This window comes from Pseudoxanthomonas koreensis (assembly GCF_041890415.1).
GTDB classification, from domain to species: Bacteria; Pseudomonadota; Gammaproteobacteria; order Xanthomonadales; family Xanthomonadaceae; genus Pseudoxanthomonas; species Pseudoxanthomonas koreensis_A.
Map to the genome: position 1 here is coordinate 2733304 of NZ_CP169056.1, position 14336 is coordinate 2747639.

A 14336-nucleotide genomic window follows, 5' to 3' on the forward strand; every position below is an offset into this window, starting at 1 on the left:
GCAGCCATCCTGCTCCTCCCACCAGGAGGCAGGCAAATGACCAATCAAGCGTCTCCATCCAACCCGCCCAAGGGCACTGCGCCGGGCGAGCAGCCCGGCAAGCGTTCCAGCCAGGAGCGCAACGACCCCGAGGTGCAGCCCGGGGCGCGCGAGGGCCAGCCCGATTCTCGCGCCCTGCGTGAGCGCAAGCGCGCGCACGACGATCCCTCTTCGGGCCTGGGTGCCGATACCGACGACACGTCCGACACCGCGGAGTGAGGCGCGCCCACCGCCTGCGGCTCACCTTGCCTTGACGGCACTGCGGCCACGGTGAGGCTCCCCCTCTTCGCAGCCTTACGCCATGCAAGCACTCACCTATCACGGCTCCCGCGACGTGCGGGTTGAAACGATGCCCGATCCGGCGCTGGTGGCCGCTGACGACATCATCCTGCGGGTCACCGCCACGGCCATCTGCGGCTCGGACCTGCACATCTACCGCGGCAAGATCCCGGGCATGGAGGGTGGCGACATCCTCGGCCACGAGTTCATGGGCGTGGTGGAGGCGGCCGGCCCGGAGGTGAAGCGGGTCAGGGTCGGCGACCGGGTGGTGGTGCCGTTCGTCATCGCCTGCGGGCAGTGCTTCCATTGCCTGCTCAACGAGCATGCCGCCTGCGAGACCACCAACCCCGGCCCGGGCGCGTCGCTCAACCCCAAGCAGCTCAAGCCGCCGGCCGCGCTGTTCGGCTACAGCCGCCTCTATGGCGGGGTGCCCGGCGGCCAGGCCGAGCTGGTGCGCGTGCCCAAGGCCAATGTCGGCCCGTTGGTGGTGCCCGATGCGCTGTCCGACGAGCAGGTGCTGTTCCTGTCCGACATCCTGCCCACCGGCTACCAGGCCGCGCTCAACGCCGAGGTCGGGCCCGGGTCGAGCGTGGCGATCTTCGGTGCCGGCCCGGTGGGCTGCATGGCCGCGGCGTGCGCGCGCATGCTGGGGGCCGAGACCATCTTCATGGTCGACCACAATCCCTATCGCCTGGAGTTCGCGCGCAGGGCCTATGGCGTGGTGCCGATCGACTTCGACGACCAGGACGACCCGGCCGCGGTGATCGTGGACACCACCATGGGCCGCGGCGTGGATGCCTGCATCGAGGCGGTCGGCTTCGAGGCCAAGGGCAGCGTGACCGAGACGGTGCTCACCAACCTCAAGCTGGAAGGCTCCAGCGGCAAGGTGCTGCGGCAGTGCATCGCCGCGGCCCGGCGCGGCGGCATCATCAGCGTGGCCGGGGTGTACACCGGCTTCATCCACGCCTTCATGTTCGGCGATGCGTTCGACAAGGGCCTGGCCTTCCGCATGGGCCAGACCCACGTGCAGGCGTACATGCCGGAGTTGCTGGAGGCCATCGGCGAGGGCCGGCTGCGGCCCGAGGCGATCATCTCGCACCGGATGAAGCTGGCCGATGCCGCGCGCGGTTACGAGATGTTCGAGGCCCGCGAGGACGAGTGCCGCAAGGTGGTGCTCACGCCGTGACCCGGCCTGCACGCGGCGACCACGCCGCCTTGATGCGTGCTTGTCCAGATTGATGCGGCGGCATGTGCCGTCGCCAGCGGGAACGCAGATGACCACGCGCACCAACCAGGAACGCCTGCGCATGTGGCTGCAGGATGCCTACGCCATGGAGCAGGAGGCCGAGACCATGCTCAAGGCCATGGCCGGGCGGATCGAGCATTACCCCGAGCTCAAGGCCCGCATCGAGGCGCACGTGGACGAAACCGTGCAGCAGGCCGCGCACCTGCGCACGTGCATCGAGCAGTTGGGCGGCTCGGTGCCGGTCGCGCGCACTGCGCTGGGCGAGGTGATGGCCACCGTGCATGCGGCCGGCAACGCGATGATGAGCGACGAGGTGGCCAAGGGCCTGGGCATCAGCTACGCGTTCGAGCACATGGAGATCGCCTCATACCGCTCGCTGGTGATCGCCGCGCGCGAGGCCGGGCACCCGGAGGTGGCCGGGGTGTGCGAAGGCATCCTGCAGCAGGAAGTTGCCATGGCCGAGTGGCTGCTGGAGCACCAGGAGGCGGTGATCCTCGCCTTCCTGCGCCGCGAGCAGGCCGAAGGCGTTACCGCCAAGCGTTGAGGCAATGGCCGCGCCGGCATCGCCGGGCGCGGCCTGAAGGGGCGGCAGCGACATCGTTGTCGGGGCCGCGTGCTGTCCACTGCGGAGTGCGGGTCATGGTCGGTTCCGACGTGTCCTTCTTCAAGCGCAACGGCTTGTCGCTGGTGCTGGTCAGCCTGTTCGTGGCGTTCCTGGCCGCGCAGGTGCTGTCCGGGCACGCCTCCCACAACGAGGAACGCCAGCAGTCCGGGTTCGCGACGCTGACGCTGCTGGCCTATCTGCAATCCGGGCATTTCGTCTCGGCGACTTTCGAGAACTGGGAAAGCGAGTTCCTGCAGATGGGCATGTACGTGCTGCTCACCGTGTGGCTGCGCCAGCGCGGCTCGGCGGAGTCGCGCCCGCTGGACCCGGCGCAGGAACACGAGCGCATCGACCCGGGGCCGACGCCGTGGCCGGCGCGGGCCGGCGGCGTGGCCCGCCTGCTGTACGCCAACTCGCTGGCACTGGCCTTCTTCGCCCTGTTCCTGGCGTCGTTCGCGCTGCATGCGCTGGGCAGCTGGCGGCACGGCAACGAGGAGCGGCTGATGCACGGCCAACTGCCGCAGGCACTGGGCGAGCACCTGGCCGGCGCGCAGTTCTGGTTCGAGTCGTTCCAGAACTGGCAAAGCGAATTCCTGGCGGTGCTGGCCATCGTGGTGCTGTCGATCTGGCTGCGCCAGGACAAGTCGCCCGAGTCCAAGCCGGTGGATGCGCCGCACCGCCAGACCGGCACCTGAGCCATGCACTGAACATGCTTTTCACCCGCACTGGACCTGGCCGCAATACGGCCCCGGCTAGTGTCTGCATCAGCCCCCGCCCAAACCCGGGGGTTCCCTTTCAACGCTGACCCCACGTGTGACCCAGGAGTGATTTGCCATGAGCGTGAAGACCATTGAAGAACTTTTCATCCACGAGCTGTCCGACGTCTACAGCGCCGAGAAGCAGATGACCAAGGCGCTCCCGCGCCTGGCCCGCGCCGCCGAGCACCCGAAGCTGGTGGCGGCGTTCCAGGCCCATCTGGAGGAGACCGAAGGCCAGATCGAGCGCATCGACCAGGTGGTGGAGCTGCTCGGCATCCGGCTCAAGCGCATCAAGTGCGCGGCGATGGAAGGCCTGGTGGAAGAGAGCAAGGACGTGATCGATTCGATCCCGGCCGGCCCGCTGCGCGATGCCGCGCTGATCGGCGGTGCGCAGAAGGTGGAGCACTACGAGATCGCCTCGTACGGCACCCTTGCGGCACTGGCCAAGCAGCTTGGCTACAAGGACGCGCTGAAGCTGCTGCTGGAAACCCTGGAAGAGGAAAAGGCCACCGACGAGAAGCTGACGGTGCTGGCCGAGCAGGGCGGCAACCAGCGCGCCGCGGCCGAGCGCAAGGCGGCCTGATCGGCGACGGACGCCGCGAGCGCAAGCTGTCACGTGCCGCCCTCAGGGGCGGCACTTTTTCAAGCGACGAGGAGGCGCACGCAATACTGCGGCGCTTCGACATGTGGAATGCAGATCGATATGTGGTGTACCAGATCGTTCCAGCCTGGCTGGCGGCTGGACGCCACCTGTAGGAGCCGGCCTCGCCGGCGACCGCGCGACATATCCAGCCCCTGCGAGGTCGCCGGCGAGGCCGGCTCCTACAACAGCCCCCGCGCACTACGGCAACGCATCCGCATTCCCCTCATCCGGGAGACGAATCCTTGCCCCCTGACGGCTGGACGCCTCCTGTAGGAGCCGGTCTCGCCGGCGACCGCGCGACATATGCATGCCCCTGCGGGGTCGCGCCCAAGGGACGCTCCTACAACGCGCGCTTCACACCACCAGGTCGAGCAGCAGCACCCCGCCCAGGCCGATGATGGAGATGGTGGTTTCCATCACGGTCCAGGACACGAAGGTCTGCTTCATCGACAGGTTGAAGAACTCCTTGAACATCCAGAACGCCGAGTCGTTGACGTGCGAGCCGAACACGCTGCCCGCACCGACGGCCAGCACCATCAGTTCCGGCGAGGCACCGGTGCTGGCGATCAGCGGCGCGACGATGCCGGCGGCGGTGATCACCGCCACCGTGGCCGAGCCGATCATCACCCGCAGCAGTGCGGTGGCCAGCCAGGCGAAGATCAGCGGCGGCATGTGCCAGGCCTCGCTGAGCGCGGCAATCTGCGCGCCCACGCCGCTGTCCACCAGCACCTGCTTGAACACGCCGCCGGCGGTGATGATGAGCACGATCACCGCGATGCCGGAAATGGCCGCGTTGAGCCAGCGCGTCTGCGTGCCCAGGTCCACGCCGCGGCGGTGGCCAAGCCAGTAGAACGCCACCAGCACCGACAGCAGCAGGGCCACGGTGGGGTTGCCCAGGAACAGCAGCGCGTCACGGGCCAGGCCTTCGGGCATCAGGCCGTCGGCCAGCACCGACAGCCCGATCAGCAGCACCGGCGACAGCGCGATCAGGAACGCGCTGGCGGTGCCCGGCAACTCCTTGTGCTCGGTGCTGGAGGAGAACAGGTCCAGCATCGGCGGGTTGATGCCCTGCATGCGCCGGCCCAGGAAGGGCCCTGCGATCACCACCGCCGGGATCGCCATCAGGATGCCGTACACCAGGGTCATGCCCATGTCCGCGCCGAACGCGTTGACCAGGATCACCGGGCCAGGATGCGGCGGCAGGAAACAGTGGGTGGTGCTGAGCGAGGCCACCGTGGGGATGGCCAGGTACAGGATCGGCAGCCCGGTCCTGCGCGCCAGCGAGAAGATCAGCGGCACCAGGATGATGAAGCCGGCATTGAAGTACAGCGGGATGCCGACCAGGAAGCCGGTGAGCAGCAGCGCCCACTGGATGTTCTTCTCGCCGAAACGGGCGATCAGCACGTTGGCGATCTTCTGCGCGGCGCCGCTTTCCTCCAGCACCTTGCCGAGGATGGCGCCGAGCACGATCACCAGGGCCAGCCCGGCCAGGGTGCTGCCCACGCCTTTGTCCACGGTCTTGAGCAGCTCCTGCGGCGACATGCCCAGGGCCAGACCCATCGGGATGGCGACGATCAGCAGCGACAGGAACGGGCTGAGCTTGCGTGCGGTGAGGAAGATCTGCAGCGCGATTGCAACTGCGATGATCAGGAACATGGTCATGGCGATCGCCCTCCCCGGCGATGGCGGGTGGTGGTTCTGGTCAGGTCGGGGTTGGGTGGCGCATGCACGTGGTGGCCCGGTGGCTGCCGGCGGCCTGGTGCGTGCGCGCGCATCAGGCCGCGCTTCCCGCGCCGTCGGTGCCGCGCTGGTCCAATGCAGCGCGCCCGGCACGCAGCAGCTCGATGATCCGGTCCACGTCGTAGACGCAGCCGCTCCAGGTGCCGCCACCGGCATCCTGCAACGCAGCCCACAAGCGGGTGTCGGCCGGCAGGCGCGGATGCGGCGCGATGGCCGGGTGCAGCGCGCGCGCGGCCAGCAGCGTCGCGGCGGCGTCCGGATCCAGCGGTGCATCCGGGTCGGTGCCGATGAAGTCGATGCTGCCATGCAGGCGCACCCGGTCGATCTCGATGCGCACCACGTCACCGTCGCGCAGGCGCCCGATCGGCCCGCCGGACAATGCCTCCGGGCCGACATGGCCGATGCATGCGCCGGTGGACACGCCGGAGAAGCGCGCATCGGTGATCACCGCCACGTGCTTGCCCCAGGGCAGGTGCTTGAGCGCGGAGGTGAGCTGGTAGGTCTCCTCCATGCCGGTGCCGGCCGGGCCGCAGCCTGCCAGCACCACGACATCGCCGGCGCGCACCGCGTCGTCGCCCTTGGACTTGATCGCGCGGATCGCGTCGCGCTCGGTGGCGAACACGCGCGCCGGGCCGGTATGCCGATACACGTTGTCCGCATCGATGACCGATGGATCGATGGAGGTGGCCTTGATCACCGAGCCGTCCGGCGCCAGGTTGCCGCGCGGGAACACCAGCGCGCTGGACATGCCGGCGGCGCGCGCTACGTCCGGGCCCATGATCACATTGTCCGGATCCACGCCGTCCAGTTCGCGCAGGCGCTCGCGGGCGATGCGGCGTGCATCGCTGCGCTCCCACCAGTCCAGGGTGTCGCCCAGCGGGCGGCCGGTGACGGTCAGCGCGTCCAGGTGCAGCAGGCCCATGCGCCGCAGGTGCAGCATCACCTCGGGCACGCCGCCGGCCATGAACACCTGCACGGTGGGATGGTGGCGCGGGCCGTTGGGCAGCGCGTCGACCAGGCGCGGGGTGGCGCGGTTGGCGCGCACCCAGTCGTCCACGGTGGGGCGTTCGACGCCGGCGGCGTGCGCGATGGCCGGCACGTGCAGCAGCAGGTTGGTCGAGCCGCCGAATGCGGCGTGCACCACCAGCGCGTTCTCCACCGCCTGGCGGGTGAGGATGGCCGCCAGCGGCGTGCCCTGCCCGGCCAGTGCCATCAGCGCCAGCGCCGAGCGGTGCGCGATGTCGATCCACGCCGGTTCGCCCGAGGGCGCCAGCGCGCTGTGCGGCAAGGCAATGCCCAGCGCTTCGGCAATCACCTGCGAGGTCGCGGCGGTGCCGAGGAACTGGCAGCCGCCACCGGGCGAACCGCAGGCGCGGCAACCCATGGCCGCGGCATGTTCAAGGTCGATCAGCCCGTGCGAGAAGCGCGCGCCGATGGTCTGCACGATGGCGGTGTCCTCGGCGCCACGCGCCGGCAGGGTGACGCCGCCGGGCACGATGACGCCCGGCAGGTCGCCGCAGCCGGCCAGGGCCAGCATCATCGCCGGCAGGCCCTTGTCGCAGGTGGCCACGCCCAGCACGCCGCGGCGCACGGGCAGCGAGCGCACCAGGCGCCGCATCACCACCGCCGCATCGTTGCGGTACGGCAGGCTGTCGAACATGCCGGTGGTGCCCTGGGTGCGGCCATCGCAGGGGTCCGAACAGGCAACCGAGAACGGCAGGCCGCCGTTGGCCGCGAAGGTCCTGGCCGCGGTGCGCACCATCTGGTCCAGCTCCCAGTGGCCGGTGTGCAGGCCAAGCGCGACCGGCTGGCCGTCCTCGGCGCGCAGGCCGCCCTGGGTGCTGACGATGAGGTAGGGGTCGCGCGCCACTTCCGAGGCGCGCCAGCCCATGCCCGCGTTCTGGGTCATGCCGAACAGGTGGCCGCTGGGCGAGTCGCGCAGGGTCTGCTCGTCGATCGGCAGCCGCCCCGGCGGGCCTTCGCCCGACGTGCGGGAGGCGGCCAGCGCGGTGCCGTCGCCGAGCAGGACGTCCAGGCCGGGGGCGTGTGCGCTCATTGCACCGGGTTCTCGAGGACCAGGCCGTCGATGCCGATGCGCACCACGTCGCCGGTGCGCAGGCTGAAATCCTCGCCGGGCACGATGCCGGTGCCGGTGAACAGGAATGCGCCCTGCGGGAAGCTCAACTCGCGGAACAGGAACTCGGCAAGCTCCGGCAGGCGACGCTTGATCTGCGATGTGCGCGTGTTGCCGGAGAACGCCACCGCACCGGCGCGCTCGATTTCCAGGCTGATCGGCAGGTCGGTCATGTCCTGCGCCGCGCACAGGCGAATGCCCGGACCCAGCGCGCAGCCGCCGTCATAGACCTTGGCCTGCGGCAGGTACAGCGGGTTCTCGCCCTCGATGCTGCGCGAGGACACATCGTTGCCCACGGTATAACCGCGGATCACGCCGGCGGTGTCCAGCAGCAGCACCAGTTCGGGCTCGGGCACGTCCCAGGCACTGTCGGCGCGCACGCGGATGCCGCCGCCATGGCCGGCCACGCGCCAGCCGGCGGCCTTGAAGAACAGCTCCGGACGCTCGGCCGCATACACCTTCTGGTACACGTCGGCGGTTTGCGATTCGGCTTCGCGCGCCATGCGGCTGCTCAGGTAGGTGACGCCGCTGGCCCAGGCTTCCTGTGCGTCCTCGATCGGCGCCAGCAGCGGCGCCAGCGCGCGCTCGCCAAGCGGCATCGCCTGCAGCGCGGCCGGTGCCTGGGCGGCGGGCAGCGCCAGCCATGCGGCGAGGCTGAAGCCGACCGGAAGATAGTGACCGTCCAGAGCCCAGCAGGGCCCGTCGTCGGCGGTGGCATGGCGGGTGAGGAACATGGTCATGGCGGCTCCTGTACGGACGCGTGGAAGGTCAGCGCGGATCGGCTGCGGCAAGGGCATTGCTGACTGCGGCCGGGCTTGCATCGCCCAGCGCGGCATAGGACTGCTGCATGGCATCGACGAAGCGCGCATCGGCCGCCAGCGGCGCCAACACCGCCGGCAAGCGCAGGAACGCGGGCACGTCATGCGCGGCATCGCCAGTGGCGGCGCGGCCGATGGCGGCCAGCTCGTCGCCCAGTGGATCGACCAGGGCCACCCCGCGCCGGGCCTGGCGGCGGACAAAATGCATCCAGCCGGCCAGCGGCAGGCACAGCCGCTCGATGCTGCGGCCGGCGGCCAGCGCCTCGGCAATGGTGTCCAGCAACCGCACCGGCAACTTCTGCGAGCCATCCCATGCGATCTGCAGCAGCAGGTGGCGGATGGCGGGGTTGCCGAAGCGCTGCAGGATCGCATCCACGTAGGCATCCGGATCGAACCGGTCCGGCAACACCAGCGAGGGCACGATGTCGCGGCGCATGAGCTGTTCGACGAAGCCGGCCAGCACCGGGTGGCGCATCGCCTCGGCCACCGTCTCCAGCTCCAGCAGCGCGCCCAGGTACGCCAGCGCCGAATGCGGCGCGTTGAGCAGGCGCAGCTTGGCCCGGTCGTAGCCGGCGATGTCGCCGCTCATCACCACGCCCACCTGTTCCAGCGCCGGGCGGCCATGCCGGAAGTCGTCCTCCACCACCCACTGCGTATAGGGCTCGCGCTGCACCGGCCAGGCGTCGGCCACGCCCAGGGCGGTGGCCACGCGGGCGCGCAGGGCGTCGTCGGTGGCCGGGGTGATGCTGTCCACCATCGAGCGCGGGAACGACACCTCGCGCGCGATCCAGTCGGCAAGGGCGGGGTCGAGCCGGCGCGTGTAATCGAGGACCGCGCTGCGCAGGCGGCCGCCGTTGTCGGCCAGGTTGTCGCAGCTGAGCACGGTGAATGGCGCCACCCCGCGCGCACGCCGCAGGCGCAGGCCTTCGGCCAGCCAGCCGATGGCGCTGACCGGCACGTCGGGCGTGGCCAGGTCGCGGACGATGTCCGGGTGCGCGGCATCCACGCCGTCGGCGGACAGGCAATAGCCCTTCTCGGTGATGGTCAGGGTGACCAGGCGCACCTGCGGATCGGCCAGGCGCGCCATCACCGCGGCGCCCTGGTCGCGTGCGCACAGCACCTCGGCGATCGCGCCGATCACCCGCAGCCGCGGCTGCGCGTCGAGCAGCGCCAGGGTATACAAGCCGTCCTGCGGGCGCAGCGCATCACGCACGCCGGTGCTGTGCAGCGACACCGCGCAGATCGCCCAGTTCGGGTCGGACGCCAGCAGTGCATCCACGTAGGCGGCCTGGTGGGCACGATGGAACGAGCCGGCACCGAAATGGACGATGCCCACCCGGGTCGCGGCGCGGTCGTAGCCCGGCACCTCCACCTCCGGCGGCAGGGCCGCCAGGGTGGCGGCGGAGAGGCGGTGTGGATCTGGAATGGCCGGAGACGTCATGGGAGCGTGCAGGTTGTCGGGAGCCTGGAAGGCGGAGCGTCCTTGCCGATGGCTGCGACCCTGTCCTGCCGCGGTCAGCGGCAGGACAGGGCCGGGATGGAGGATCAGTCGGTCACGGTGAGGGTGCCGCGCGCGCGGATGTCCGCGCTCGACGCACCCACCTGCACCTCGTAGCGACCCGGATCGACGGCATACGCAGCGGCGGCCTCGTCGTAGATGCGCAGGTCCTTTTCCGGCACCACGGTGAAACGCACGGTACGCTCTTCGCCCGGCTGCAGGTGCACGCGCTGGAAGCCGCGCAGTTCCTTGAGCGCGCGCGTGCGCGCCGGCTGCAGCGGATGCAGGTACAGCTGCACCACCTCGTCGCCGGCACGCGTGCCGCTGTTGCGCACCTTGACCGAGACCTCCACCGCGTCGGTGGCGCCGGCCCGGCTGCGGTCCAGCGCCAGCCCGGAATAGGCGAAGCCGGTGTAGGACAGGCCGTGGCCGAACGGGAACAGCGGCTCGCCGGTGAAGTAACGGTAGGTGCGGCCGGCCATGTCGTAGTCGTCGAACGCCGGCAACTTCTCGTCGGCCTTGTAGAAGGTCACCGGCAGGCGGCCGGCCGGGTTGTAGTGGCCGAACAGCACGTCGGCCACGGCATTGCCGCCACGCTGGCCCGGGTACCACGCCAGCAGGATCGCCGGCAGGTTGGCCTTGGCCCAGTCCACGCCCAGCGCCGAGCCGGCGGTGAGCACCATCACCACCGGCGTGCCGGTGGCATGCAGGGCCTCCAGCAGCTTCTGCTGGGTGGCAGGCAGGCGGATGTCGGTGCGGTCACCCCCGGCAAAGCCCGGGTAGTTGACCGTCATCTCCTCGCCTTCCACGTCGCCGGTCAGGCCGCCGACGAACACCACCACTTCGGCGTCACGCGCGGCGGCCACGGCCTCCTCGAACGTGGGCCGGGCACCGGGCAGGTCCCAGGCCAGGCGCACGCTGGCGTCGCGCTCGTCCTCGTAGTACTCCAGCTTCAGCGCATACGCGCGGCCGGCTTCCAGGTCCAGGGCGACGCTGTCGGCGCGCATGCGCTCGGCGTCTTCCCAGTGGTCGAGTACCAGCTTGCCGTCCAGGTAGAGGCGGAAGCCGTCGTTGGCCGCCGTCTCGATGCGGTAGCGGCCGGTGACCGGCGGCAGCAGCTGCCCGGTCCAGCGGATGCTGAAACCATCGTTGGGCACGGCCTGGCCCGGACCCGCCTCGCCACGCGCCATCAGGTTGTCGGTGGGCGAACCACGGTCCCAGCGGAAGCCGATCTGCGCGTCCACCCGCACCAGCACCGGCTCGCCGGACAGGTCCTTGTTGCGGAAGTACTCGCCGCGCAGGCCGCGCTCGGTGGCGCCGGGCTCCGGACGCAGGTACTGCGGCTCGATCAGCGGCGCGGCGGCAGGGTCGTCACGGCCTTCCACCAGGTCGGCACCACGCGCATAGACGACTTGCGCCTGCGGCAGCGCCTCGCGGATGCCGCGCAACACGGTGACCGGATCGGACGGGGTGCCGTAGTAGTTGCCCAGCAGGGCCATGGTGTCGTCGGCGGTGGGGCCGACCACGGCGATGCGGCGGATGTCGCGCGACAGCGGCAGCACACCATCGTTCTTCAGCAGCACCATCGAGGCCTGGGCCATCTTCCGCGACAGCGCGTCATGCTCGGGCGCGTTGTTGACCGAGTACGGGATCTGCGCCCAGCGCACCTTCTGCGGCGGATCGAACATGCCCAGTTCCATCCGCGCGGTCATCAGCCGGGTCAGCGACTCGTCCAGCTCGGCCTCGGTGATCAGGCCCTTGCGCACGGCCACCGGCAGGTGCTCGGCATAGGTGCTGCCGCAGTTGAGCTCGGTGCCGTTCTTCACCGCCAGCGCGGCCGCTTCCTCCGGGGTTTCCACGATCTTGTGGTTCTTCCAGATGTCCACGATCGCCCAGCAATCGGACATCACGTAGCCCTTGAAGCCCCACTGCTGGCGCAGGATGTCCTGCAGCAGCTCCTTGCTGCCGCTGGCCGATTCGCCATAGACGCGGTTGTAGGCGCCCATCACCGCGTTGACATCGCCTTCCTTGACCAGCGTCTCGAACGCCGGCAGGTAGGTTTCCCACAGGTCGCGGCGGCTGGGATGCACGTCGAAGGTGTGGCGGTCGGCCTCCGGCCCGCTGTGCACCGCGAAGTGCTTGGCGGTGGCGTCCAGCTTGCGGTAGGTGGGGTCGTTGCCCTGCAGGCCGCGCACGAAGGACACGCCCATGCGCCCGCTCAGGTACGGGTCCTCGCCATAGGTTTCCTGGCCACGGCCCCAGCGCGGGTCGCGGAAGATGTTGATGTTGGGCGACCACATCGTCAGCCCCTGGTAGCGGCCATGCTCGCCGCGGCGCAGGAACTCGTGGTGCTTGGCACGGGCCTCGTCGCTGATGGTGTTTGCGACCTGGTCCATCAGCGGGATGTCGAACGAGGCGGCCATGCCGATGGCCTGCGGGAACACGGTGGCCACGCCGGCGCGGGCCACGCCGTGCAGTGCTTCGTTCCACCAGTCGTAGGCCGGCAGCCCCAGGCGCTCGATCGCCGGGGAGTCGTTCTGCATCTGCGCGGCCTTTTCTTCAAGGGTCATCTGCGCCACCAGGGCGGCGGCGCGGTCCTCGAAGCTGCGCGTGGTGTCCAGCCACGGCCGCGCGTCATCGGCCTGGGCGTGCAACCCGGGCACGGCCGCCAGCAGGGCAAGCGCGCAGCCGCGCGCGACCAGGCGGCGGCGCAGTGCGCCGCCAGCCCGGGTGGCAGGCCTGGCCTGCGGGGAAACCATGTTGTCCATCGCGTGCTCCTCGCTTACGTGGGACCGGACGGGACCGGCGTGGCCGGCGCCGCTCAAGGCGTGTCTTCCAGGCGCGCGTGCGGGCCGAGGGTGGCGCCGACGAAGCCGCCGGCCACATCGGTGCTCAGCACCGTGCCGTCGGCGTCCTCCACCAGCCACTGCACGCCCTGGCCGGCATCGAAGCCGAAGCCGTAGCTGCCCTCGTTGCCCTTGATGTGCAGGGTCAGCAGCTCGACCTCGCTTGTCGGCTGGCTTGCCACCACTTCGACCTCGCCACCGGCCTTCTTCTCCAGGAACACCTCGGCGCCGTTGTCACCGGTGCGGCGCACGCCCAGGAAGTACCAGTGCGTATCACCCTGGAAGGCGGCCAGGCCGGCAGCCACACCGGCGGCCGGCAGCTCCATCGCGCTGCTGGCGTCGAACACCAGGTGTTGCTGGCGGCGGCCGTAGAACGCCGGGTTGACCTTGGTGTCCAGGCGCTCGGCCAGCGGCTGGATCGCCAGCCAGCCCGGGCGCGAGGTGCCGTCATACCACTGGGTCTTGGGCACGCGCGGGGTCATCCAGCCCTTGCCCAGCTCGACGGTGTCGAACTCGTCGCGCCAGGTGAAGTTGCCGGTCATCGGTGCCTGGTCGGCCGGCTTCTTCATGAACGACGGGCCCGGCAGCACGTACGGGATCGACTCGTTGTGGGGCAGGATCACCGGCCAGCCATCCTTCCAGGTCACCGGCAGCAGGAAGGTCTCGCGGCCGGTGTTGTAGTGGTCCACGCCGTAGTTGCGGCTGGCCAGGAAGGTCGCCCACCAGGTGCCGTCCGGACCCTTCACCATGTCGGCGTGGCCGGCGTTGGTGACCGGCAGCGGCCGGTTCGGGTCAAGGTCGCGCTGGGTCAGGATCGGGTTGTCGGCATAGACCTCGTACGGGCCCCAGATGTCGCGGCTGCGCAGGATCACCTGCGAGTGGTTGACCGACGTGCCGCCCTCGGCGTTGCTGAGGTAGTACCAGCCATCGACCTTGTAGATGTGCGGGCCCTCGATCCAGATCGGGTTCTCTTCGGGCTTGATGCCGCCATCGATGAGCACCTTGCGCGGACCGAACGGCTTGCCGTTGGCGATGTCGATTTCCTGCAGCCAGATGGCGCGGTGGCCGTCGTAGCGCACCGGCACTTCCGGCTCGTCGTTGTTGAGGATGTAGACCTTGCCGTCCTCGTCGAAGAACAGCGACGGATCGATGCCACCGATGGTCGGCAGCCAGATCGGATCGGACCACGGGCCGGCCGGGTCCTTGGCGGTGACGATGAAGTTGCCACCGGCATCGACCGAGGTGTTGACCACGTAGAAGGTGCCGTCATGGAACTCGATGGCCGGCGCGAACACGCCGCGCGACACGCCCAGGCCGTCGAAGTCCAGCTGCTCCGGCCGGTGGATCGCATTGCCCACCTGCTTCCAGTGCACCAGGTCCTCGCTCTCCATCACCGGGATGCCGGGGAAGAAGGTGAAGGTGGACGACACCAGGTAGAACTTGTCGTTGGCGGCGACCACGCTGGGGTCCGAGTAGAAGCCTGACAGCACCGGGTTGCGGAAGCTGCCTTCCGGCACCTGCGCCTCGAACGCGGCGTCGCGGCCGGTGTACTCGAACCAGTCGAAGTACACGGTGCGGCCGTCTGCGGCGGCCTGGCCGGCAGACTGGTCGACGTTGGCCGGGGACTCGGCCGTGCGGTCCGCGCAGGCGGCAAGCAGCAGCGCGGCGATGCCGGCGGCCAGGATGCGGGTGTGGCCCGGGCGGGCGCGATTGTTGCGGTCGATCATGGGT

11 protein-coding genes are annotated in these 14336 nt (G+C 69.9%); 5 read left to right on the top strand and 6 right to left on the bottom strand.

The features are described 5' to 3' along the window. Positions 1–36 precede the first annotated feature (36 nt). From ACEJ41_RS12440 to ACEJ41_RS12460, 5 genes are all read left to right on the top strand, one after another. On the top strand, positions 37–258 hold the full coding sequence (locus ACEJ41_RS12440) for a hypothetical protein (protein ID WP_374012574.1): 222 nt from the start codon (positions 37–39) through the stop codon (positions 256–258). Between the two features lie 82 nt (positions 259–340). Further along, positions 341–1504: a zinc-dependent alcohol dehydrogenase gene (locus ACEJ41_RS12445; RefSeq protein WP_374012575.1), complete on the top strand. Its 1164-nt coding sequence runs from the start codon at positions 341–343 to the stop codon at positions 1502–1504. An 88-nt stretch (positions 1505–1592) separates the two neighbouring features. Next, positions 1593–2108, top strand: coding sequence for a ferritin-like domain-containing protein (locus tag ACEJ41_RS12450; RefSeq protein WP_374012576.1), 516 nt, complete (start codon positions 1593–1595; stop codon positions 2106–2108). A 95-nt stretch (positions 2109–2203) separates the two neighbouring features. Next, complete coding sequence (locus ACEJ41_RS12455; RefSeq protein ID WP_374012577.1) at positions 2204–2863, top strand: DUF6766 family protein; 660 nt, start codon at positions 2204–2206, stop codon at positions 2861–2863. Between the two features lie 139 nt (positions 2864–3002). Further along, entirely contained in the window at positions 3003–3509 is a 507-nt protein-coding gene (locus ACEJ41_RS12460; protein WP_374012578.1) for a ferritin-like domain-containing protein, read from the top strand. 414 nt (positions 3510–3923) lie between these two features. Here the strand turns inward: ACEJ41_RS12460 and ACEJ41_RS12465 are convergent, their stop codons facing one another. The 6 genes from ACEJ41_RS12465 to ACEJ41_RS12490 all read right to left on the bottom strand — a co-directional run bounded on the left by ACEJ41_RS12465 (position 3924) and on the right by ACEJ41_RS12490 (position 14332). After that, entirely contained in the window at positions 3924–5231 is a 1308-nt protein-coding gene (locus tag ACEJ41_RS12465; protein WP_374012579.1) for a gluconate:H+ symporter, read from the bottom strand. A gap of 112 nt (positions 5232–5343) precedes the next feature. Continuing rightward, a complete protein-coding gene (locus ACEJ41_RS12470; RefSeq protein WP_374012580.1) occupies positions 5344–7365 on the bottom strand; it encodes a YjhG/YagF family D-xylonate dehydratase in 2022 nt (673 codons plus the stop codon). Then, complete coding sequence (locus ACEJ41_RS12475) at positions 7362–8183, bottom strand: fumarylacetoacetate hydrolase family protein (RefSeq protein ID WP_374012581.1); 822 nt, start codon at positions 8181–8183, stop codon at positions 7362–7364. The genes ACEJ41_RS12470 and ACEJ41_RS12475 overlap by 4 nt, the downstream gene beginning before the upstream one ends. A gap of 28 nt (positions 8184–8211) precedes the next feature. Next, positions 8212–9702 carry a mannitol dehydrogenase family protein gene (locus tag ACEJ41_RS12480; RefSeq protein ID WP_374012582.1) on the bottom strand — a complete coding sequence of 497 codons (1491 nt, stop codon included), beginning with the start codon at positions 9700–9702 and terminating at the stop codon, positions 8212–8214. Between the two features lie 104 nt (positions 9703–9806). Further along, positions 9807–12518, bottom strand: a complete 2712-nt coding sequence (locus ACEJ41_RS12485) for a glycoside hydrolase family 3 C-terminal domain-containing protein (protein WP_374014149.1) — start codon at positions 12516–12518, stop codon at positions 9807–9809. Between the two features lie 62 nt (positions 12519–12580). Continuing rightward, positions 12581–14332 carry a glycoside hydrolase family 43 protein gene (locus ACEJ41_RS12490; RefSeq protein WP_374012583.1) on the bottom strand — a complete coding sequence of 584 codons (1752 nt, stop codon included), beginning with the start codon at positions 14330–14332 and terminating at the stop codon, positions 12581–12583. Between the last annotated feature and the right edge of the window lie 4 nt (positions 14333–14336).

Excerpts from the sequence above, each read along its gene's own strand:
- ACEJ41_RS12440 (WP_374012574.1), top strand. The coding sequence starts at position 37 with ATGACCAATCAAGCGTCTCCATCCAACCCGCCCAAGGGCACTGCGCCG.
- ACEJ41_RS12445 (WP_374012575.1), top strand. The coding sequence starts at position 341 with ATGCAAGCACTCACCTATCACGGCTCCCGCGACGTGCGGGTTGAAACG.
- ACEJ41_RS12450 (WP_374012576.1), top strand. The coding sequence starts at position 1,593 with ATGACCACGCGCACCAACCAGGAACGCCTGCGCATGTGGCTGCAGGAT.
- ACEJ41_RS12455 (WP_374012577.1), top strand. The coding sequence starts at position 2,204 with ATGGTCGGTTCCGACGTGTCCTTCTTCAAGCGCAACGGCTTGTCGCTG.
- ACEJ41_RS12460 (WP_374012578.1), top strand. The coding sequence starts at position 3,003 with ATGAGCGTGAAGACCATTGAAGAACTTTTCATCCACGAGCTGTCCGAC.
- ACEJ41_RS12465 (WP_374012579.1), bottom strand. The coding sequence starts at position 5,231 with ATGACCATGTTCCTGATCATCGCAGTTGCAATCGCGCTGCAGATCTTC.
- ACEJ41_RS12470 (WP_374012580.1), bottom strand. The coding sequence starts at position 7,365 with ATGAGCGCACACGCCCCCGGCCTGGACGTCCTGCTCGGCGACGGCACC.
- ACEJ41_RS12475 (WP_374012581.1), bottom strand. The coding sequence starts at position 8,183 with ATGACCATGTTCCTCACCCGCCATGCCACCGCCGACGACGGGCCCTGC.
- ACEJ41_RS12480 (WP_374012582.1), bottom strand. The coding sequence starts at position 9,702 with ATGACGTCTCCGGCCATTCCAGATCCACACCGCCTCTCCGCCGCCACC.
- ACEJ41_RS12485 (WP_374014149.1), bottom strand. The coding sequence starts at position 12,518 with ATGGTTTCCCCGCAGGCCAGGCCTGCCACCCGGGCTGGCGGCGCACTG.
- ACEJ41_RS12490 (WP_374012583.1), bottom strand. The coding sequence starts at position 14,332 with ATGATCGACCGCAACAATCGCGCCCGCCCGGGCCACACCCGCATCCTG.